The sequence below is a fragment of the Spirulina sp. 06S082 genome, assembly GCF_034932145.1.
GTDB lineage: Bacteria > Cyanobacteriota > Cyanobacteriia > Cyanobacteriales > Spirulinaceae > CCY15215.
The window spans coordinates 1-22875 of sequence record NZ_JAYGHV010000281.1; the positions used below are offsets into that span (position 1 = coordinate 1).

Annotated in this window: 18 protein-coding genes and 1 pseudogene; 14 read left to right on the top strand and 5 right to left on the bottom strand. The window is 43.4% G+C overall.

What is annotated here, in order from left to right:
- Both VB714_RS16935 and VB714_RS16940 read right to left on the bottom strand, forming a co-directional pair.
- Nucleotides 1-790, bottom strand: a pseudogene (locus VB714_RS16935) (hypothetical protein); the annotation flags it as partial.
- A gap of 366 nt (nt 791-1156) precedes the next feature.
- Nucleotides 1157-1579, bottom strand: coding sequence for a pentapeptide repeat-containing protein (locus tag VB714_RS16940; protein ID WP_323225817.1), 423 nt, complete (start codon nt 1577-1579; stop codon nt 1157-1159).
- Between the two features lie 137 nt (nt 1580-1716).
- Here VB714_RS16940 and VB714_RS16945 point away from each other — a divergent pair, with 137 nt between their 5' ends.
- From VB714_RS16945 to VB714_RS16955, 3 genes are all read left to right on the top strand, one after another.
- Nucleotides 1717-2508, top strand: coding sequence for an IS630 family transposase (locus VB714_RS16945; RefSeq protein ID WP_323225818.1), 792 nt, complete (start codon nt 1717-1719; stop codon nt 2506-2508).
- Between the two features lie 118 nt (nt 2509-2626).
- Nucleotides 2627-4348 (top strand): DUF4157 domain-containing protein, encoded by a 1722-nt coding sequence (locus tag VB714_RS16950; protein ID WP_323225819.1) that lies wholly within the window; start codon nt 2627-2629, stop codon nt 4346-4348.
- Nucleotides 4349-4377: 29 nt separating this feature from the next.
- A complete protein-coding gene (locus tag VB714_RS16955) occupies nt 4378-5886 on the top strand; it encodes a DUF4157 domain-containing protein (protein ID WP_323225820.1) in 1509 nt (502 codons plus the stop codon).
- Between the two features lie 3 nt (nt 5887-5889).
- On the opposite strand, the gene VB714_RS16960 is transcribed toward VB714_RS16955, so the two are convergent.
- Nucleotides 5890-6234 (bottom strand): YkgJ family cysteine cluster protein, encoded by a 345-nt coding sequence (locus VB714_RS16960; protein ID WP_323225821.1) that lies wholly within the window; start codon nt 6232-6234, stop codon nt 5890-5892.
- Nucleotides 6235-6878: 644 nt separating this feature from the next.
- On the opposite strand from VB714_RS16960, the gene gmd reads away from it, so the two are divergent.
- The 8 genes from gmd (at nt 6879) to VB714_RS17000 (ending at nt 15393) form a co-directional block, all read left to right on the top strand.
- Nucleotides 6879-7967 carry a GDP-mannose 4,6-dehydratase gene (gene gmd / locus VB714_RS16965; protein ID WP_323225822.1) on the top strand — a complete coding sequence of 363 codons (1089 nt, stop codon included), beginning with the start codon at nt 6879-6881 and terminating at the stop codon, nt 7965-7967.
- A 30-nt stretch (nt 7968-7997) separates the two neighbouring features.
- The gene (locus tag VB714_RS16970) at nt 7998-8954 is read left to right on the top strand and encodes a GDP-L-fucose synthase (protein WP_323225823.1); all 957 of its coding nucleotides are present in this window, start codon (nt 7998-8000) and stop codon (nt 8952-8954) included.
- Between the two features lie 54 nt (nt 8955-9008).
- Nucleotides 9009-10133: a tetratricopeptide repeat protein gene (locus tag VB714_RS16975; RefSeq protein ID WP_323225824.1), complete on the top strand. Its 1125-nt coding sequence runs from the start codon at nt 9009-9011 to the stop codon at nt 10131-10133.
- Between the two features lie 74 nt (nt 10134-10207).
- Complete coding sequence (locus tag VB714_RS16980; protein ID WP_323225825.1) at nt 10208-11461, top strand: pentapeptide repeat-containing protein; 1254 nt, start codon at nt 10208-10210, stop codon at nt 11459-11461.
- A 37-nt stretch (nt 11462-11498) separates the two neighbouring features.
- The gene (locus VB714_RS16985; RefSeq protein ID WP_323225826.1) at nt 11499-12083 is read left to right on the top strand and encodes a hypothetical protein; all 585 of its coding nucleotides are present in this window, start codon (nt 11499-11501) and stop codon (nt 12081-12083) included.
- A 223-nt stretch (nt 12084-12306) separates the two neighbouring features.
- Complete coding sequence (bioB, locus tag VB714_RS16990; RefSeq protein WP_323225827.1) at nt 12307-13413, top strand: biotin synthase BioB; 1107 nt, start codon at nt 12307-12309, stop codon at nt 13411-13413.
- A gap of 168 nt (nt 13414-13581) precedes the next feature.
- Nucleotides 13582-14487 carry a hypothetical protein gene (locus VB714_RS16995; RefSeq protein ID WP_323225828.1) on the top strand — a complete coding sequence of 302 codons (906 nt, stop codon included), beginning with the start codon at nt 13582-13584 and terminating at the stop codon, nt 14485-14487.
- Nucleotides 14488-15063: 576 nt separating this feature from the next.
- Nucleotides 15064-15393, top strand: coding sequence for a helix-turn-helix domain-containing protein (locus tag VB714_RS17000; RefSeq protein WP_323225829.1), 330 nt, complete (start codon nt 15064-15066; stop codon nt 15391-15393).
- On the opposite strand, the gene VB714_RS17005 is transcribed toward VB714_RS17000, so the two are convergent.
- On the bottom strand, nt 15379-15546 hold the full coding sequence (locus tag VB714_RS17005) for a hypothetical protein (protein ID WP_323225830.1): 168 nt from the start codon (nt 15544-15546) through the stop codon (nt 15379-15381). The genes VB714_RS17000 and VB714_RS17005 overlap by 15 nt on opposite strands.
- Here VB714_RS17005 and VB714_RS17010 point away from each other — a divergent pair.
- The 3 genes from VB714_RS17010 (at nt 15545) to hemB (ending at nt 20733) form a co-directional block, all read left to right on the top strand.
- Nucleotides 15545-16819, top strand: coding sequence for a hypothetical protein (locus VB714_RS17010; RefSeq protein WP_323225831.1), 1275 nt, complete (start codon nt 15545-15547; stop codon nt 16817-16819). The two genes, VB714_RS17005 and VB714_RS17010, sit on opposite strands and share 2 nt — an antisense overlap.
- Nucleotides 16820-16944: 125 nt before the next feature.
- Entirely contained in the window at nt 16945-19566 is a 2622-nt protein-coding gene (gene amt, locus VB714_RS17015; RefSeq protein ID WP_323225832.1) for an ammonium transporter, read from the top strand.
- 162 nt (nt 19567-19728) lie between these two features.
- Nucleotides 19729-20733 carry a porphobilinogen synthase gene (gene hemB / locus VB714_RS17020; protein WP_323225833.1) on the top strand — a complete coding sequence of 335 codons (1005 nt, stop codon included), beginning with the start codon at nt 19729-19731 and terminating at the stop codon, nt 20731-20733.
- A 55-nt stretch (nt 20734-20788) separates the two neighbouring features.
- On the opposite strand, the gene VB714_RS17025 is transcribed toward hemB, so the two are convergent.
- Nucleotides 20789-22852: a cation:proton antiporter gene (locus tag VB714_RS17025; protein ID WP_323225834.1), complete on the bottom strand. Its 2064-nt coding sequence runs from the start codon at nt 22850-22852 to the stop codon at nt 20789-20791.
- Nucleotides 22853-22875 lie beyond the last annotated feature (23 nt).

The window sequence follows — 22875 nt, forward strand, 5'->3', positions numbered from 1 at the left end:
AATAGAGACGCTTATGAGATTTAAGATTCATCAAAAGAGTGGCAAGGTCTGACCAAAGTTCCATGGACTCAACCCAAAGAAAGCCATAGAGTCCAATCCAAAAGTCACTATGGCGAGGAACAGAACGGTGCTTCTCAGTAGGGCGGCAGACATACTCACTTGTATTGAGGTTTCGAGCAGAAATTCCTTGCAAAGTGGCGAAAGTCTACACCCTTCTTCTCCAACCACTTTGCCAATTTTATACTATGAAATTCTCGATCTCCTAATACGACTATTGGATAATGATGAAGAAAGTGTAATACGGGGGATATTATCGTTTTTTGTTGACTTAAATTGCTACTTCCTTTCTGCTCTAATATTTCCCAATAGACCGGAATAGCGTGCTTTCCCCACGCTAAACTTAACATCATTATATTTTTCTCTTTCCATTGGGTTCTATCTAGAGCTAACAGAAGATATCCTTGATGAATCAATTTTAATTTCTTCGCTATTCTTCTTTGTTTTCGATTTACTGTTCTCTGTCGATATTCGGTTTTTATCCATTTTTTAAGAATCGGAAACCATAACAGTTTTACACTCAGTTGAGGTAAATTTAAAAATCTTTGCAAGTTTCGCACTCGACTCTCTTGGTTGAGGGACGGTGAGGAAACCTCACCGTCCCTCAACCGCTTTCATATTTTATCGGTTGGGGAAATAATTCTGCTAATTGTGACAACCTCACATTTCTGTGACTTTGTAAGAGCATTATCAACAATTGCAACGTTAGGCGTTGGCTTTCATTTAGCGGTGCGACCTACCGGAACAATCGAATTCGCCTAGGGAACGCGCACCAAGAAGATGAATCTCAATGACTTTTTGGTATAATTCAGGAAACATTTCTTTTTTGAGTTGTCTGCACCAGACAACTCTATTCTTTTTTGAGGACATTTGCCAAATTCCTTGTCCTCTTTACCTTTCAGCCTCTTTGTCACCCCTCAAGGTATAGCAAGATAGACGATGGCTAAAAATTTTGGATAGCGATCGCCAGAAGAAAAAGATTAAATTGTTTCATAAATCAAATTTTTTTACTTCTTCTACAGAAGTTTTCTTGAGTTCATTTGTTGCCACATATTCCGTTCTATCGGTAGAGACAGATACCCGAAATAACTGCACTTTTTTATTTTGAATTCTTGAGATTGGCACGGCAGAAATTTGCATATTCTGCATTAGTCTCGAATAAATTAGCTTCTTCCAAATTAGCATCGCAGAAGTTTGCGCGAGGAATCTGCACCTGTCTCAAACTTGCTTTTTTGAGATTGGTTCTTTTGAGGATTGCACGACGCAAAGAAGTCTGAAATAAGAGAGCCTCCGAGAGATTGGCATCACTCAAGTCAGCATAATCCATCAACGCTGTTTCCAGATTTGCTCCTTGTAAATTCGCTCCTCGCAAATCAACACCATCTAAACGAACTTGAGTCAGATTGGCTTGACTTAAATTAATTCCCCTCAAAATTGCTGCCCCAACTGGATAATCAGGTAGTCCTCCAAATCCATCCGCATTCCATACCGCACCACTGAGATTTTCCTTAGTCAAATCCACCCCAGAAAAGTCTCTTTCTCCTGCCTCATAGCGCTCTAATAATTCTTTAAGTAGTCAAACGAAATTAATTGTATATTTTATCAAAAAAGGATAGGATCGGGAAGTCGAAAAGAAAAAACCAACCAAGAGAGGAAAAAATGAGATACGTAAAAGGATTAAGCCAAGAAACTCTGAAAATCCTAAAGAGAATTTGGAAAGAAAGCAAATATCCTCAAGTCCGACAGAGGGCGCATTGTATACAACTCAGCGATCGAGGATATAAAATAGCACAATTGATAGAAACCAGTAAAGAAACCATAAAAAGAGTAATAAAAAGACTAAAAATGGGCTGGTATAGAATTAAGAAACGAGTAGGAGGAGAACCTCATCCCCAATACTATGAGAGAAAAATCGAAGAATTAGAGGAGTTAAAAAGAAGAGAAGCAAGAGGAGAAATTGAGATAAAGTATGGAGATGAAAGTGGATTCTGTTTAGTGCCATATGTCCCCTATGCTTGGCAGGAAGCATCAGAAAAAATTGAGATAAAGAGTCAACAAAGTTCTCGATTGAATGTGCTGGGATTTATGAGTCGAAATAACCAACTAGATGCCTACATATTTCAATGCAGTATAAATAGTGATGTAGTAGTAGCGTGCCTAGACGCTCTAGCCCAAAAAATTAAGAAGGAAACCTATGTAGTACTAGACAACTCGTCAATACATCAAAATAATTGGGTATGGAATAAAGAAGAAGAGTGGAAAGAAAAAGGATTACACATATTCTTTTTACCCAACTATTCACCTCATTTAAATATTATTGAAATTCTGTGGAGGTTTATGAAGTATAAATGGTTAGATAGTGAGGCTTATGAAAACTTTAAGACTCTAGTAGAGAAAGTCGAAGAAATTCTTATAAATTTTGGCACAAAGTATACAATTAATTTTGCTTAGGTACTTACTATTTACTACCAAGGGAAAATCTTAACCAAAAGTCTAATGTTAACTCGTTTTTCCTCGGTTAGGATTAAACTAAATACGAGCATCTTGCTAAATTCCTGGAGTCAATCCGATGGGCGATCGCCAAAACATTCCTTCATCCAAAACCAATCAAATCCCACAAAACTCTTATGGTTTTGTCTCTCATGGTTTTGTCTCCCCTCCCGTCGTGCAAGCTAAAAAGAAAACAGAAAAAACAGCCCTACCGGAATGGCAACCCAGTGCCGATAATTGGCAGACAAACTCGCAAAATCCGTTAGGGGGAATGTATAGTAATAACCCCAGCAGTACCAATACGACTCCCATACAAGCTAAACTTACCCTCGGCAAAATCGGCGATCCCTACGAACAAGAAGCCGATCGCGTCGCGAAAGAAGTCGTACAGCGCATTCATACCCCCGAAACTCCCTCTTCCCCACCAGAAAACCCCGTACAAATGAAGCCAACCCTACAACGGCAAGATGCTTTAGGAGGAGGAGAAATTCCCAACGAGATCGAGTCGGCGATCGACAGTGCTAGAGGAGGAGGTCAACCCTTGGATAACAGCCTGCAACAATCAATGGGAGGGGCAATGGGAGCCGATTTTAGTAATGTAAAAGTACATACCGATTCTCAAGCCGATCGCCTCAATCAATCCCTGCAAGCCAAAGCCTTTACCACTGGGCAAGATGTCTTTTTCCGACAGGGGGCATACAATCCCAAGAGTAAAGGGGGACAGGAGTTAGTTGCCCACGAATTAACCCACGTTATGCAGCAAAACGGCAACGCAGTCCAGCCAAAATCCCTTCATACCACCCCCCAAAATGAATCCGTCGTACAACCCGTTTTTTTTGATAGCGACCTCAACAAGCATTACAGCCATGCTCTCAAAGCACAAGAAATTACCGCTACCAATGGCGTGATTACCGCCGTTGCTTCCGGAGGATTAGCTGGCGGACATACTATCATCTATACCGAGCGATTGAATGCGGGTCAACCCGAAAGTCATAAAATTGACTTAACCGTTGGGGCAAAATCGGGTGGGTCTTCGGGTACAACAGATATGACTTCTAGCGGTACAACCAGCAGTTCCAGTGGTACTGGGTATGAAGAAATTACCATTACCAATAAAGTTGCTTCCGATGAGAGTTTAGCCCGTATTGGTGGCGGCACCAAAAAGAGTTGGGTAACGACTCCAGACAAGATTGTTAAAGCACAGGAAAAAGCAGAGGATGTTAAGGCTAATAAAGCCAAATATAGCTACACCATGCTAGGTGTCTCCCCCTTTAAAAAGAATGCCATTAACTGCGCTCGATTTGGAGAAGTCGTCCTCAAAGCGGCGGGAATTCCTGAAGCCTCAGCAGGTAAAGTGATTAAGAAACCCTCAACCTTGGCTGAAGGGGGCGATGTGGGTTATACTCCCGATGACGCATATTTCCAAAATGAACAGCGTAAGGCAGACGAAGAAAGGCAGCGCAAACTAGACGCAGAAGCACTCAAACAACAAGCATTATTAAATCAGCAAAGATACGCCAAGATTCCTAAAGTGTTGAAAGGAACAACCTTTACAGACGGTAAAACGGTTATGGGTGCCTCCACCTATGAGGGAGCAATGACAACCCAATATACCTTCCGACCCATTCCTGATGGAGGTACTGAGGCAATGGCTAATAATGAAATCGAATTGACTCCCTTTAAAATCATTACTTTTGCTGATGTGGGTCGAGGGCAAATCGAAAGACGAGATAACAGAGGTAGTATTTATGTAAGCCTTGATGTTCTTTTTGATAATGCAGGTAATGTTATTACAACCTAAATTCAAAATCTCACAATATTGCCAAAACAATGCCACAAAACAAACAATTTCAAATCGCCAGAAAGAGCGATCGCAGCCCCATTAAAACCTCTCGTTTTGCCCGAAGCGCGATCGCCCAGCCCAAAAAATCCCCAGAGTCTTCCCCTCTCCCAGAATGGCAACCCAATGCAGACAATTGGCAGGTCAATACCCAAAATCCTTTGGCCGCAATGTATGGCAATCTCGCTTTTGCCCCCGTGCAAGCTAAACTGACCATTGGTGAAGTCGGAGACAAATACGAACAAGAAGCCGATCGCATTGCCTCACAAGTGGTACAGCGCCTTCATACTTCTCCCCGTCAAGGAGAAGGGGAGGAACAACCCTTGCAGATGAAGGTGGGCGATCGCGGGCTACAATGCAAAGCAGCAGGGGGGAATGAAGTCTCCCAAGAGTTTGAACGAGATTTAGGACAAGCCAAAAGCGGCGGACAATCCCTTGATTCCCAAACCCAAACTCAGATGGGGCAGGCAATGGGAGCCGATTTTAGTGGGGTTAAAATCCATACAGATGCTACGGCGAGTCGATTAAGTGATTCAATTCAAGCCAAAGCATTTACCACCGGACAAGATATCTTTTTTAAGCAAGGACAATATAACCCCGGTAGTCGCGGGGGACAGTCATTAATTGCCCACGAACTCACCCACGTTATGCAGCAAGGGGGAAGTTCTATCCAGGCTAAATTCTCCGACGGTTATATTCAACGAGGCGGCGGCAGTAGCGGGGTTTCTTCTGAATCTTCTGTAGATGAGCCTACACCAACAACGGAAGAAATAGACGCGCCCTTAGACGAAATGCCCAGTCTATTACAAAAAGATAAAACGATCGAGAAAGGACAGGGGGTGATTGCTGCCGTTTGTAAGGAAGAATTAACCGGGGGACATTCTTGGGTAGGATTAGAATATCTTTCTGCCGAAGGTGCAGCAAAACATTATGTGCTACACTTAACCGCAGCAGGAGGGAAAGGTGATAGCGCCAGTGGGGGCAGTAGTGGCACCAGTAGCGGCATTGCCCCTACTGGTAGTACGGTGGGTAGTTCTCAAAGTGCGGTCGTCAGCGACAAAGACGATAGCGGTTCTCTCACTTATTCCGGATCCACCAATAGTAATGTGGGCAGTGCGCCTCCAGAAAGATTTAAAGGGTCGATAACAGTTACCGTTAATCCCTCAAAATCTCACTTAAGCAGTATTGCCACCAAAGTTCAACGTAACTGGGACATTACCGAAGGAAAAGCCCTCAAAGCCCTGGCTAAGGCAGACAAAATCAAAGCCAAAGCAGACTCGAGAAAGTTAATTTATGCCTTTACAGGACACTCAATTAGCTTTACGAGGGAAGGAATGAACTGTGCGAAATTTGCCGAACAGGTTCTCAATGCTGCGGGAATTCCTGCTAGTGCGGGATGGTGGGTTAAAACTCCAAGTGAATTGTCAACGGGCAAAAAAGGCGGTATTTGGAAGAAGAAGAAAAAGAGCGATGACAGTGGTAGTAGTTCAAGCAGTTGAACTTTAATGGGATTCATTGTAGCGAGACATTTCCGGACTGAGATCGCCATAAACTCCGGTAATTTGTTGACGACAGCAATCAATAGCAAAATCATTAAAATCTTGGGAGGAAACGTCATACATTTCAGCAAAGATATCCGATTGCACGCGACAAAACCGAGGACGTTGCTCATAAATGCTACATTCCCGCGTCTGGCGATCGAAATTAATGCACCAGCCGTCTTCTCCCACCATACTCATGTAGCGATCGAGTTCCTCGGCAGAAAGATAATCTCCTAGATCGGGGCGATCTGCCGGATCGAGATGACAGCACGCACCGCACTGTTTTTCGCAATGCCAAATTTTCATCAGAAAAATTGGGTAGAAACCCCATCCTTATAGGACGGCTTTATATTAGTTTCGCTACCGCCTTGGAGTTGTTTAATTAGGGTGCCTTTGTATTGCACTTTTAACAGGACAATTACTGTGTCTAACTAAACAACCCTGTACGCATAGCGTTTTTGCTCTTTCGAGCCTCCTATTTCTAGGGTAATGTTAGCTTCGACAACCATTGAACTCTACATCCTAACCTTTGACATCTCCCCGCTTTAAAAAGACGGGGATTCTGTGGTTAATCCACCGAAAGCGGGCGGCGCTTTTAAAGGGCGGAAATAGTTCCGCCCACAGCACCTTGTTAAAACCGCGCTTGTCTTGGTCGATTGGATATGCTGAACTATCTCTTGGTCGATTGGATATGCTGAACTAAATTCAGCATCCCTCGACCGCTTCTCCAAGTCTGTCAACAGACTCCTACATCCCTTGGCTAAAAAATAGCTGTGGACTTACATGGAAGTATTGTAACACAAGACGGGTTAAAACCCGTTGCGTTCGATGTCCATTGATTAAAATCAATGGCTAACCCTCACTCTCTGGTTTTAGGTTTAGTTGCGATCGGCGATCGCGCATCGGTTAGAATTGTTAACGGTTAAGTGTTAATTGTTACCTGAAAACGCATGACGCAAGCAAAGAAGGCTCTAATTACGGGAATTACTGGTCAAGATGGTTCTTATTTAAGCGAACTATTACTTGAGAAAGGGTATGAAGTTCACGGAATTATCCGACGAACTTCGACATTTAATACCGATCGCATCGATCATATTTACGTCGATCCTCACAGTGACGGGGCGAAATTTTTTCTCCATTACGGCGATCTCACTGACGGGACGACCCTAGGGCGCATCGTCGAAGAGGTTCAACCCCATGAAATCTACAATTTAGGCGCTCAATCTCACGTCCGAGTGAGTTTCGATTCTCCTGAATATACCGTGGATTCTGTGGCAATGGGAACCTTGCGACTCTTAGAAGCCGTGCGGGATTACCAACAACGCACCGGTAACGAAGTTCGTTATTATCAAGCTGGCTCCTCGGAAATGTTTGGTAAGGTACAGGATGTCCCCCAAAAAGAAACGACACCTTTCTATCCTCGCAGTCCTTACTCTTGTGCGAAGGTTTATGCTCACTGGCAAACCATTAATTATCGAGAGTCTTATAATCTTTTTGCTTGTAACGGGATTTTATTTAATCACGAAAGTCCACGCAGGGGAGAAACTTTTGTAACGCGAAAAATTACACGGGCGGTGGCTCGTATTGTCGCCGGACAGCAAAAAGACCTCTATTTGGGTAATTTAGACTCTAAACGAGACTGGGGCTATGCTAAAGACTACGTGCGGGCAATGTGGTTGATGCTGCAACAGGATACCCCAGACGATTACGTGATCTCCACGAATGAAACCCACTCTATTCAAGAGTTTCTCGATTTGGCCTTTAACTATGTCAATTTGAACTGGAAAGATTACGTCAAATTTGACCCTCGTTATCTGCGCCCAGCAGAGGTAGATTTGCTCATCGGTGATTGTAGCAAAGCAAAGGAAAATTTAGGTTGGGAAACCTCCGTTTCTTTTGCGGAATTAGTCTATTTAATGGTAGAAGCAGATTTGGCAGCCTTGGGACTCTCTTCCCCCAATAAAACCGATGCGATCGCGCAAAAATTAGTGGAAGATAATGCCTACATCCGGCAAAATAGGGGCATGACTGTCGATTAGACTGGGAAATTGACGAGAGGGAAAAACGCAATGTTAGATTTACAGGATAAACGAATCGTCGTTACCGGCGGTGCGGGTTTTTTAGGCAAGCAGGTTATTGCTCAACTGCAACAAGCAGGGGCAAATCCAGAGAAAATCTTTGTACCGCGATCGCAAGAATTCGATCTCTGTACTTTGGAGGCTTGTCACCAGGTCGTACAAAATCAAGATGTCATCATTCACTTAGCGGCTCACGTGGGTGGGATCGGTTTGAATCGCGAAAAACCCGCCGAGTTGTTCTACGATAACTTAATGATGGGGACGCAATTAATTCACGAAGCGCATAAAGCTGGGGTTGAGAAATTTGTCTGCGTCGGGACGATTTGCGCTTATCCCAAATTTACTCCGGTTCCTTTCAAAGAAGATGATCTCTGGAATGGCTATCCGGAGGAAACTAATGCCCCCTATGGCATTGCCAAAAAAGCCCTCTTGGTTCAATTGGAATCCTATCGACAGCAGTACGGATTTAATGGGGTGTATCTACTCCCCGTCAATCTCTACGGACCGGAAGATAATTTCGATCCTCGCAGTTCTCATGTAATTCCAGCTTTAATCCACAAAGTCTACGAAGCACAAAAAAGTGACCAGAAAACCTTACCAGTTTGGGGAGATGGTTCCCCAACGCGGGAATTTCTTTACTCCACCGATGCGGCACGGGGAATTGTCATGGCGACACAAAAATATAATGAATCTCCCCCGGTGAATTTGGGAACAAATCGAGAAATTTCGATTCGGGATCTCGTAGAACTCATTTGCAAATTAATGGAGTTTAAAGGCGAAATTATTTGGGAAACCGAGCAACCTAATGGTCAACCTCGACGGTGTTTGGATACTCAACGCGCTAAGGAAAAATTTGGCTTTGTTGCGGAAGTTGGCTTTGAGGAAGGCTTAAAAAACACCATCGCGTGGTATCGGAAAAATGCTGAATCGGTCATCAGTCATAGGTGATAGGTAATTGATACTTACCGACTCTTTACTGTTTGCGATCGACTAGAAAAACCAATGGGCAAAGCAATCATTTCTCGAATTATTTTCGCACTGTTTACAGGGTTGTGGTCTACCGGATTTATTGTTATTAATCCTGCCCCGATGCTCGCCCAGTATTCACCCCAAAATCAACAACTCGAGGCTCTGTTGCGTCAAGCGCGAGACCTCGTGGATGCCGGCGATTACGATCGCGCGATCGCCGCTTACGAACAAGCAGCTTATTACGATCGCCGTAATAGCAAAATTTACGCGGGGATCGGCTATCTGCGAACCCAGCAAGGACAGTATCGGGAAGCCTCTCGCGCCTATCAACAGGCATTGGCGATCGAGGGTAACAATCCCGATTTTTACTATGCCTATGCCTACTGTTTAGCGCAAATGGGGGACAATCGCAACGCCGCCCGCGCCTATGAACGAGCCATCCAACTCGCTCCGGCAAATAACAATAGTTATATGGGTTTGGGGGTTGTTCTCATGCGCCAGGGCAATTATTCTCGCGCCTTAGAAGTGTATAATCGCGTCGCTAGGAATAACCCTGAAGATGGCAGCGTTTTTGGGTTTATGGCAACGGCACTGTTAGAACTCAATCGCGATCGAGAGGCGATCGATCTGTTGCAACGTGCTGTCGAAAGCTACTCTAGCAATAGTCAATTGTGGATACAGTTGGGGATTTTTCTCGCTGGAATTAATGGCGATCTCGATGCGGCTCTGAATGCTTTCCGAAGAGCAGAAAGACTCAATCCTAATAATGCTAATACTTCTGTACAAATTGGTCGGATTTTGCAAGAACAAGGACAAATTCCAGAAGCAAGAACGATGTTTGCTCGAGCGGCATCTGTAGGTGCTAATTCTTGGGAAATTCAAATCGAAGTGGGTAATTTTTTCTTCGCGCAAAAAAGTTATATTTCTGCCACACAACATTACGAAAATGCAACTCAACTCGCTCCCAATAATCCGGAACCTTTTTATAAACTGGGTTTAGCTTTTCAAGAGAGGAGACAGGAAGAAGAAGCGATTAAGGTCTGGAAGCGCGCCCTTCAACTTTACCGTCAACAAGGCGATCGTGCGGGGGTACAAAAGATGCAATTGCTATTAAACGGAGTGCGATTGCGCGATCGGGGTTTTGAGCCGTTTAATTGAGTTGGAGAAATCAGAAATGAGAAACAGTTTAATTTAATCTTGTTCAAAAGGGTAAATAAAATGCGATCGAGTTATTGTTATTAGTTTTCTCTATTTTTCTGGTTTCTCCTGCTAATGCTGCTAATCCAGATCATGTTACTCGTTTATTAAGTACGAAATCTTGTCCGAAATGCGATTTGAGAGAGGCTCAACTCGCCCAAGCTGAGTTAGCGGGAGCAGATTTACAAGATGCAAATTTAGAAGGGGCAAATTTAAACGGTGCAAACTTACAAAGCGCCAATTTGCAACGAGCCAATTTGAATGGAGCGCAATTAGTTTTGGCTGATTTAGTCGGAGCTAATCTACGTTTAGCACAATTGCAGGCGATCGGTAAAGAAGAGGAAAAAACTTCCACTAATTTGGATAGTGCTAATTTACAAGGTGCAGATTTATCGTCAGCGCGATTAGAAGAAGCCTTTTTAAATCGAGCCAATTTAAAGAATACTAATTTAGCCTTTGCACGACTAGCTTTAGCAGATTTAAGACGAGCAACACTCGACGGTAGTTTCTTGGGTGGGGCTAATTTTGTCAGTGCAAATTTAGAGCAAGCGAGTTTAAAAAAAATTGATGCAAGAGGTGCAGTTTTTACCAGTGCTAATCTCGATCGCGCAACTTTAACCCTCAGCGATCTGAGAAATAGTAACTTTCAAAGTGCAGTTTTACATCATGTTAACGCAAGGGCAACTAATTTGGCTGGAGCTAACTTGATTCAATCTCAACTACAAGAGGCCAATTTCAAGGAAGCAGGTTTTGTGAAGGCGAATTTAACAGCAGCCAATTTGAGTCGAGGGGTTTTTCAAGATGCTAGTTTTAATTGGGCAAATTTGGAAGGAGCAAATTTAGAAGAGGCAGATTTAACGCGCACTAAGTTGGCGATCGCCAATTTAAACCGCGTTAACTTAATCGGGGCTAAATTGCCTTCTGCTTATCTTCATGGGGCATCTTTAATCTCCAGCGATTTGAGTGGTGCAGATTTATCCCTTGCCACCTTGAAAACTGCCAAATTAACAGATACAATTCTGGTAGGTTGCACGTTAGAAAAAGCCGATCTAAGCCAAGCAGAATTAATCAATGCTAATTTAAGCTATACCAATTTACGGGAAGCAAAATTAATTGATGCTAATTTAGAAGGGGCAAATCTTAGTGATGCCAATTTGCAACTCGCCGATCTTAGTGGTGCAGTTTTATTAAATGCCAATTTAACCCGTGCCGATCTCACTGATACTATCTTTAAAGGTGCAACTTGGGTTAATGTTCGGGGAGTAGAGAATAGAAGAATAGAAAATTAAACAATATTCATAATTCATCATTCATAACTTGTATAACATGAACACACCCAGTCATTACGTTTTTAATCTCGCCCTCATGGGTACTGTTTTAACACCGGAGGCAAAAGTAGCCATTACCATTGGTTCAATGCTTCCTGATGCGCCGATTTTTGCCTTTTACTTGGTTGCTAAGTTGGTGCAAAAATTACCAGAAAAACAAATCTGGAATGAAGCATATTACGAACCATTTTGGCAGAATATTATTGCCTTATCTCATTCTATTCCTGTTGCGGCGATCGCCATTCCTATCTGTCTTTATTTTCGTTGGAAAATGGCCGCATTTCTCTTTGCGAGTATGATCCTGCACGACTTATTAGACCTTCCCGTTCACAATGAAGATGCACACCGCCATTTCTTTCCTTTTAGTGATTATCGCTTCATTAGTCCCCTTTCTTATTGGGATCCTCAACATCATGCAGTCTTCGTTGCTTTGGGAGAGTTATTATTAGTATTAGTTGCAACACCGTTTGTATTTAAAATGCTCGATACATGGTTAGCTAAAGGGATTTTAATTTCAATTAATGTCATTTATATTATTGGTTATTTGAGATTTTACGTCTTTCGCGGTGGTTTTTCATTTTAGGTCTTTTCTTGATATCTAGATCCGCCAGGGATTGAAAATCCCTGTCTCATACAAAAAATCCATTGAAATGGATTAGGGTTATGGCGATCGCTCTTACCCGCCAAAAAATTCTTGACAGACCACTAGAAAATATAGATTAAGAAGTTTCGTTACACTACCTTGGTCTTAGGGGACATCAAACTGATAAGATTGCGATCGCCAATATTGGGAGTACGAGCAAAACGTGGTTCAAGCATTCGCATCCACTGCTTTAGATCGATCGAGCAGTCCAAACCCAACCCCACCCTTAACGGGAAACCCGTTAAAAACCTATCTAGCCCACCTGAGCGATCGCATCATAGCGGGAGAACAGTTAGAGCGATCGGAAGCCCTAGATTTAACTAAAATCGAAGGCGAGGCGGATATTTTAGCCCTCTGCGAAGCCGCCGATCGCGTCCGGGCGGCCTGTTGTGGTAATGTCGTCGATCTGTGCAGCATTGTTAACATTAAATCGGGAAATTGCTCGGAAAATTGCAGTTTTTGCTCCCAGTCAGCGCACCATCCCGGTGAAAACTCCCCAGTTTATGAGTTAAAAACTAAAGCAGATATTATCGCTCAAGCCCAAGCCGCATCCGCCGCAGGAGCCAAGCGCTTTTGCTTGGTCAGTCAGGGTCGAGGGATAAAATATAATAGCCCCAAATCGCAAGAATTTGAGCAAATTCTTGAAACTGTGCGGGAAATTATCGCCACTACCGCCATTAAACCTTGTTGCGCCCTAGGGGAAGTCACACCGGAACAAGCGGAAGCCTTGCGAGAAGCCGGAGTGACTCGCTACAACCATAATTTGGAAACCTCGGAAAATTACTTCCCCGAAATCGTCACGACTCACCAATGGCGCGATCGCGTCGAAACCATTAAAAATCTCAAAGCAGCAGGCATTCAAGCCTGTTCTGGGGGCATTATGGGTATGGGGGAAAGTTGGCCGGATCGGGTGGATCTCGCCCTCGCTCTGAGAGAATTAGAAGTAGAATCAGTCCCTCTCAACCTATTAAACCCCCGTCAAGGCACCCCCTTGGGAGCAGAAAATCCCCTCGATCCTTACCAAGCCTTAAAAGCGATCGCCCTCTTTCGTCTCTTACTTCCCCAGCAAATTCTTCGCTATGCGGGGGGGCGAGAAGCTGTTATGGGAGAATTGCAGCATTTGGGCTTACAAGCGGGAATTAACGCGATGTTGGTGGGTCATTACCTCACCACCCTCGGACAGCCTCCCGAACGCGATCGCGCCCTGCTAGAGTCATTAGGACTCGAAGGAGGAGAAGCACCCATCCCTGGGGATTATTCAGTTTCTTAGGAAAATAAAGTTTAGCCTGTCGATTTATGTATTTTGTAGCGATGTTGCATACAACGTCGCTACAGGGTTTTGGGCGTTAAATGATTAAGAGATATTAAGAACTGCATAATTCCAGCCCACTTCTTCCGATGAGTAAATTAGACCCCTCACACTCTTGGAAATATTGTCGTGTTCTTTCAATTCCTCAAACAACTTTTCAGATTATCCCCCCAAGCGCCCTATATTCGCGATTTTCTTAACTTCGATCGCGTTTCTCAAGAATCTCCCTCGGGCATTTTTACCGTCGGGGAAACAGGAGAAATTGCGATCGAGTTTCTTTGGCACGGTCGGGAAATATCGGCAGGACAACTGGTACTCTTCAGTTTAGAAGGAATGGAGGATTTTCAATTAGATTCTCCCGCATTAATCCCAGAAATTCTCGATCGCATTCACTCCTCAAAGTCGCTCAATTCCATACCATTAGGTCATGTGGCCATCGCAGATTTGACCCAGGGCGCTAGATTTGGCAGTTGGGGGGCGCGTTTCCCAGACGATCGCGTTAATCGGATCGAACCCCTGAAATTGCCTCCAAGAGAGAGATTTTGTTTTGTTCTCATTTGCAATAGCGATCTGATTGAAATCGGCAAAAATCGCGATCTGACCGATCGCTTGTGCTTTTCTTTTTTCCCTCGTTGTTTTGTGGATGTTACGGGAGAAGGAAATACTTTTGCTTTTGGAGAAGAAGGCGGCCTTTACAATAGCCCTGTTTTTCGCATTTGGGGAGCAAAGGGAAACACCCTCTCTCTCGATGAGGCGATCGCGCCGGAATTGGATTGGCGCAAAACAAAATTGGGAAGAGAGTTATTGACCTATATCAAGGATATTTCTCGATTTCAGCGTTATGCGATCGCGGCAACAATGCCCCATCAAACTTTAGAAAATCGCGATCGTGCAGATCGGAGCGCGATCGAACGCACTTCTGTCTCTAACGCAATTATTTCTCAACCTAATCTTATTACCAGTATTCCTACGGAACATTTAAAAGACCTAGGTATTTATGACCTCATTAAGAAGGAGAAAGCATCTACTGCATGATTTTAGAGCAATTTTCATTAAGAATTTTACTGGCGATCGAAAGCGATCGCCTCCGGAAAGAAGTGAGAAAAACAATTGCGGAAATGCACGCAGCTTTTTGATAATGCCTCAACTTTCTCATTTTCTAGCTTTCTCATCGAGGTAATTTCGATCGTAAAACCAGAAAATTTGGGCGCTTACCCTATCTTTGTGAAGAAGCTGTGAAGATTTTGATTGCAATTTAATGCTATGCTCTTTGTGGCAATTGCAGCATAACATATTCAGAAGACCTTGGTTTTTCCACTTTTCCTGTCAATTCCCTATATTTATAGATTGATGCAATTCGCTTCATTTATCTATAAGAATAAACAATTCTTGTTTTTTGATGCAATTTGCATCAAAAGTGGCAAAATCTCAAGCTAGTCTTCACAGAAATGAAGAGATTTTCATTTTTCCCCCCAAAAACAATAAGTGAATTTGCGACTATTATTTTGCTATCAAAATGTTATATAAAGAATAAGGACTAAAAAAAATGTCTTCTCAAAGATAATCTGGGTAGCACTTTCCCACCCAACATACAAAGGACGCGAAAAAACAATGCCAATTATCGTTGTATTACCCCTTGCTAGAAAGAAATGTGGATTAACTCAAGAGGAATTAGCAGAGTTGAGTCAACGCAGTCAGCAACTCATTGGTAAACTCGAACAAAACAAGGCCAAAGGAATTGGTTTTGAGACCCTAAGCCAATTATGCAAAGCGACAGAGGGGCAAATTTGGGATATATTAGTCTATGTTCCTGATGACCCAAAGAAACTTGATGAGGCCTTAGCTGCGCTATCGAAAAAACTGAATTGTTCGATTGACGAATTACTACCCTATATTCCCAAAGATTTAAAAGCCGCCTATCGAAAATCAATGTTTGTGTGAGGATGTTAATGAGAGAACAATGAAGCGATCGCCAACAATCAGCGAGATCGCTTCTGTCGCTATGGGGAGAAACAATTGCCGAGACTGTTCGTCATTCCCCCAAGAACGAGCTACCATAGTATATTCATTCGGCTTTTTTGCGCGATCGGTCATGAATTCTCCCTCTTGGAAAAATTTGCGCCTTCTCCAGATTTTATATCGTCCCCTACTGTTAGTTTCTTTGGGGCTTCATGCTGCATTTTTGCTGCTTCCTGTGACCCCAGATACCGAAGTGGACGCAGAAAAACCCAAGGAAGAGAAGAAAGAAGCGATTAAAATTACTCAACTCTCTCCCCCCAAACCTTCACCCATTCCAACCCCAGACGCTTCTCCAGTAGCGCGATCGCAGCCTCCTCAAACCAAGACCAAAGTTGCACCGCAGCCGAAAAAACGACCTCGATCTCCTCTCCCTTCTCGAAAAGTAATCCCAGCACAACCTCAACCGTCTCCCACTAATTCACCATCTCCCACTAATTCACCATCTCCAATTAACTCACCATCTCCAATTAACTCACCGTCTCCAATTAACTCACCATCTCCCACTAATTCACCATCTCCAATTAACTCACCGTCTCCCACTAATTCACCTAGCGGAAACTTAGGGCAGAATGGCACAAACCCACCGCTATCCACAGGGGATCCTTTTGAAGATAACTTTCCTTTTTATCAGAATTCTCAAGAGGGTTCGGGTCTTGCTTATTTATCAAAAGAAATCAATAGTAAAACCAGGAGTACTCGAGATTCTCTTGGCGAGGTTGCTAAATTCTTTAAAGACGAAATTCCCAAAAAAGGATTTAATCAACCCGCAATTGCAGAGAGTAACGATACATCTCAAATATATGAAGTTTCTGTAACGAATGTACAACCTCGATATCTCCATCTTTTTTCTCTAGAAGATCGCACGATAATAATGCTGCTCAATCAAATAGTATTACTGGAAAAATTAGAGAAATTTAAAGATGAAATCGAACAATTATCCCCAGAAGAAAAACTGCGAGAGAAAATTTTTGCCGATGTGTATACCGAATTAAATTTAAAAGATATTCAACTCGCTGAAATTCAAGCAATAAGCCCAACCTTTGCAGATAAAGAAACCTATTATTTTCGCGGACGTATTCCCATTGAAGACCCTTCCAGCCAAATTTCAGAACAAGACCTCAAAAATGAACTTAATTCTCGATTAACAGAGGCTGACTTTCAACCAGGTTTCTCTTTTCCACAAGACGGAGGAACAGTCTATAGTTACCAGAAACAAGTTAAGAATAGTTCTAGTCCCATGACTTTCCAATTTATTTTAGTTCCCGTTCAAGTAAATGGACAAACAACAACAGGACTATTAACCAATCGAGAAGTTTCTCCTCCTTCGCTTGAGCTTCCTGCGTCGTAAACGGATTTTCAAGAAATTTTTGCAATGCAACCTTATAAATCGTATAAAATGGCACAATATTTGTGAGGGATTTAGGGCATAATCAATAGATCGGAAAAACTATTCAAATATTTATTAATCTTTCAGTGACGGATATTCTTTGGCTTATCTTCTGTTCCGGCTTGGTGTTCCTCATGCAGCCCGGATTCATGTGTTTAGAATCGGGACTAACGAGATCGAAGAACAGTATTAACGTAGCTGTTAAAAATTTAGCTGATTTTGGCGTTTCCGTTGCTTTATTTTGGGTCTTCGGTTATGCCTTAATGTTTGGCGCTTCTTCTGGGGGCTGGTTTGGCTCTACGGGGTTCTTTCTTGACTTAGATAATGCGCCAAAACTTGCTGCTTTTTTCCTATTTCAAACCATGTTTTGTAGTACGGCTACCACTATTGTCTCCGGAGCCGTAGCCGAACGCCTCAAATTTCAGGCCTATTTAATCATTGCCGCGATCGCCTCGGGGTTAATCTATCCTATTTTTGGTCATTGGAGTTGGAATGGTGCCGAAACAGGAATACTAACCGGCTGGTTGGGGAACATGGGCTTTGTGGACTTTGCTGGCTCCACCGTCGTCCATTCCATCGGAGGCTGGATCTCCCTTGCTACCTTAATGGTAATCGGACCGCGTTTGGGACGTTTCCCTAAAAATAAACCCCCCCAAGAGATTCGTGGCTCTAATTTGCCCTTTTCCGTTTTAGGAGCAATGTTACTCTGGTTTGGTTGGTTGGGCTTTAATGGAGGTAGCACCCTTGCTTTAACAGAGCAAGTTCCTCACATTATTGTTAATACCATCCTTGCCGGAGTTGCCGGAATGCTCACTTCTGCCGCGATCGACTGGCAACAGCACCGTCTTCCTAAAGTCGAACGAATTGTGAATGGCTCGATCGCCGGGTTAGTGGCCATTACCGCCTCCTGTCACGCCGTTTCCACCCCCATCGCCGCCGTTATTGGTAGTATTGGGGCTGGGGTGATGATGCTTTGCGTCTATTGGTTGAATCGTTGGCATATTGACGATGCCGTAGACGCGATCGCCGTCCATGCTGGAGCCGGGGCATGGGGAACCCTCGCCGTGGCTTTATTTGGCAAACCTGAAGCCTTGGGGACGGGATTAAATAAAGGACAGCAGATTCTCGTACAATTATTGGGGATCGGTACGGGTTTTGTTTGGGCGTTTGGCTTAACATTGATACTGGTTTATGTGCTTAATCGTTTCGTTCGGTTGCGCGTTTCCCCCAAAGAAGAAGAAATCGGTTTGAACGTTTCCGAACACGATGCTAAAACAGAAGTCTACGACCTTTTTCGCGTCATGGATTATCAAGCCGAAACGCGAGATATGAGCGCCCGAGTCCCAGTTAATCGCTTTACCGAAGCCGGTCGCATCGGTCATCGCTACAATCAAGTGATGGATGCAATGGAAGAAGCCGTTACCCGCACCGATGCGATCGTGCAAACTTCTACGGATGCCATTATTACTTTTAGCACGGCAACCCTTGAAATTATTACTGCCAATCCCAGTACAGAGCTTATTTTTGGACATTCTAGTGAAGCATTGGCGAAAATGTCGATTATTGACCTCATTGGCTGGTCCGCAGCAAAACTTAGCGATCGCGCTCTTTTACTGACCAAGTTACTGCAAAATAAACAACAGGAAGTGGTCGGACATCGTGCCGACGGTTCGATTTTTCCCGTAGAAGCCACTCTTACTAAAGCTGAACTGGGGCAGCGATCGTTCTATACCGGAACATTTCGAGATATTACCGAACGCAAACAAGCAGAAGAAGCCCTACGACAAAAAGAGAAAAATGAAAAATTAGAAAAAGCACTGACCGAACTTAAACAAACCCAAACCCAACTGATTCAAAGTGAAAAAATGTCGAGTTTGGGACAGATGGTTGCAGGAGTTGCCCACGAAATCAATAATCCTGTTAATTTTATTTATGGCAATTTAGTTTATGCTAAAAATTACACCAATGAGTTAGTCAGTTTAATTGAACTCTATCAAAAACACTTTCCTCAGCCTCCGGAAGAACTCCAAGAGGCAATTGAAGAAATAGAACTCGATTTTCTTAAAGAAGATTTGCCCAAATTGCAGGATTCTTTACTATTGGGATCTGAACGCATTCGCGAGATCGTGCAGTCTTTGCGAACTTTTTCGCGATTAGATGAAGCAGAGGTGAAAGAGGTGGATATTCACGAAGGGATTGACAGCACTTTACGCATTCTGCAAAATCGTTTAAAAGGAGCAGTTTGGGAAAAACAAGCAAATATTGAGAAGATTGAAGTTATTAAAGAATACGGTAATCTTCCTCACATTGAATGTTTTGCGGGTCAGTTAAACCAGGTGTTTATGAATTTACTGAGCAATGCGATCGATGCTTTAGAGGAATCTTGGGAAATTGGTCATTTTAATGATTCACAAGTTCCGAAAATTACCATTGCTACGGAGTTAATTGAATCTGAGTGGATTCGCATCAAAATTGCTGATAATGGGATGGGAATTAAACCCGACACTCTAGATAAGCTCTTCGATCCCTTTTTTACCACTAAAGCAATTGGTAAAGGAACGGGTTTAGGGTTATCGATTAGCTATCAAGTTGTTATTGAGCGACATGGTGGTAAAATGCGATGTTATTCTGAACCCGGCCAGGGGGCTGAATTTGTTGTGGAAATTCCCATTCATCAAAATGACTACCTTGCGGAAGGCGATCGCTGATGAGGGGAAAATACCAGGAAAATACCGGGAAAAAACCGGGGTTTGGAGACCAAACCTCTACTAGGGTTTGGAGACCAAACCCCTACTTAATAAAACTTCTCATTTGCAGGGTACGTTCCTCTCTACCATAATTTAACGAACCCTTGCTCGTCTCAAAGTTATATGCCTTCAGCAAATTCTACCTCAAACCCCCTCGACCTCGTTCAGCGTCCCCGTCGCCTGCGTCGCATGGCTGCATTACGGCGTATGGTACAAGAAACGCAACTGACAGTTAACGATTTGATTTACCCCGTATTTGTCATGGAAGGGGAAGATAAGAAAGAAGAAATCGTTTCTATGCCAGATTGTTATCGCTATACCCTCGATTTATTGGTTAAAGAGGTGGCTGATGCGTATAACTTGGGGATTAATGCGATCGCCCTGTTTCCCCTCGTTGCAGATGAGAAGAAGGATAACCAAGGTACAGAAGGTTATAATCCAGAAGGTTTGGTACAGCGCAGCATTCGCACCATCAAAAAAGAGGTTCCCGAAATTGTTGTCATTACCGATGTCGCCCTCGATCCCTTTTCTTCCTACGGTCACGATGGCATTGTAGAAGATGGGGTGATTCTCAACGATGAAACCGTTGCAGTTTTAGTGAAAATGTCGGTTTCCCAAGCAGAAGCAGGGGCGGATATGGTCGCGCCATCGGATATGATGGACGGTCGTATCGGTGCAATTCGAGCCGGTTTAGATGACGCGGGATATACTGATGTGGGCATTATCGCGTATTCTGCTAAATACGCTTCAGCTTATTATGGACCCTTCCGGGATGCGTTAGAATCAGCCCCTAAATTTGGCGATAAAAAAACCTATCAAATGGACCCAGGGAATACCGATGAAGCCATGAAGGAAGTCGAGTTAGATATTGAAGAAGGGGCGGATATTGTCATGGTTAAACCGGCTTTGGCTTATATGGACATCATTCGCCGGGTCAAAGAATATAGTGATGTTCCTGTTGCTGCTTATAATGTGAGTGGAGAATATGCCATGATTAAAGCCGCCGCACAAAAAGGATGGATTGATGAGAAAAAGATTGTCCTGGAAACCTTAACCAGTATGAAACGAGCAGGAGCAGATTTAATTCTCACTTATTTTGCGAAACAAGTCGCCTTGATGTTGAAATAATTATTAGGTTGGGTTGAGATAAAAAACCCAACCTAATATCACTAAAATACTATGACTAAAGTGAAGAAGGTTCGCCAATTAACACGAGAGAACAATTTAACTTAGAAATCACCCTTGTTGTCGTGTCGCTGACAGTTAAACCGCCTACGGTGCGACGGCGGATCGATCGCAGTACCACCAGATCGAAGGATCGCGATGTTTTCAGGATCAGTTCGGCAATATCTTCATGGCGAGAGGTTTGAATCGTAAAAGGAATTTGAGGTGTGGTTTCCTCTAAAAATTCCGATAATTGGGAGACAAATAAATTCACTTGTTCTGGTGGCGTTTGGCGATCGCAAATATGCAGAAAAGTAATCTCACCTTGATTGCTATCGGCAAATAAACGGGCAAAACGCACGGCTTGTAAGGTTTGGGGCATTAAATCTTTCACAGGAATGAGAATGCGATGAATATCCACAGGTTCATCCAACAAGCGGATCGCCGCCACGGGACAATGAGCAGACCACAAAACGCGATCGAGTAAATTGCCAAATAGCCGCGCCTGCAACCGCGTTGTTTTTCCCCAACCCATAATAATTAAACTGGCATTGTGTTCCCTGGCGCTGCGGACAATGCCTGCGGAAATCTCATCATCGATGCGAACTTCCGGTATTGCTTCCACGGCGAACATTTTGCTAATTTCCATCGCTTGGGATAAAAGGCGATCGCAGCGTTCCATGGAGCGAGAAACTTCTGGGTCATCTAAGTGAGAATAGGCTTTGGCAATTGAAAGGGCGATGAGTTTGCCGTTTTCATGGCCTGCCAGCAAAGCGCCCATCTCAATTAAGTATCCTTTTGTGAAAGGATTAGCTAGAGGAACCAAAACCGTAAAAGGATGGGTCGGATCTAACCAAATGGGCAATGGGAAATTCGTCTCGATTTCTTCTTCCGGTTTGAATTCAGGTAACGGTAAATTACGAGCAAATCTTGCCGTTAAAATCGGTCCGAGAATTGCCGTCACCAACATTAAGACAATAACCGTATTAAAAATTAACTCAGAAATCAATCCCGCCTCTACCCCCACCAAAGCCGCCGCTAAAGTGGCTGCAACTTGAGGTAAAGATAAAGACCACATCGTTAGAGTTTCATACCAACTATAGCGATAGAGCCATTTCATGGTCAAGGCAGCAAGGAATTTACCAAGGAATAATCCCCCGACGATCGCCACAGTCGTTACCAATTCCGTTGTTAGAGTATTGACAAATGTGGGGATATCTAAAATCAAGCCAATATCTAAGAAGAAAAAAGGAATAAATAATGTTGCCCCCACAAACTCCACTCTTTCTTCAACGGGACTGTGACCCACCACATCGTTAACAGCCAAACCCACCAAAAATGCCCCTACAATTTTATCAATATTAATCAGTTGTGCGCCGACGGAAGCCAAGAAAACTACCAGTAAAATGAAAAGAAATTGATTATTAAAATCGTCTCCGCTACGTCGAAAATATTCTTTTCCCGCCCAACTAAATCCAAATAAAACCACCAGGGAATAAATGGCTAATGAGCCTAATTGTAGAAAGAGAAAAGCGGGAGAAAATGCTCCTTGATGGATAGAAACACAAATCGCTAAAACCAAAAGTGCGGCAATATCCGTAAAAATTGTTGCGCCAATTGTTACGGTTACGGCTTGACTGCGGGCGACCCCCAAACGTTCGACAATAGGATAGGCCAAAAGCGTATGAGAAGCCAGCAAAGAACCGATGAGAATTGACGCATTCCAACCCAATCCCAAAGCATGACCTACTAGGGTACCGATAATCATCGGGAATAAAAAAGTGGCCAAGCCAAAACTCAGCGATCGATCCTTCGTTTTACGAAATTCACTGAGATCGATTTCCAATCCGGCGACAAACATGAGATAGATTTTGCCTGCATCTGAAAGCAACTGCACGATCTCCATGTCGGTATTAATCAAGTTTAAGCCACTCGGCCCGATCGCAATTCCTGCCACCAAAAGTCCCACTAATCCAGGCAGTCGCAAACCCTCAAAAATTGGTGGAATGATAAATATAATTAACAGGAGAACCGTATAAGCGATAAGGGGGGTATTGGCAATGAGACTCGTGAGGTTTTCCATAGGTTTAGCGCTGGAAAAAGAGG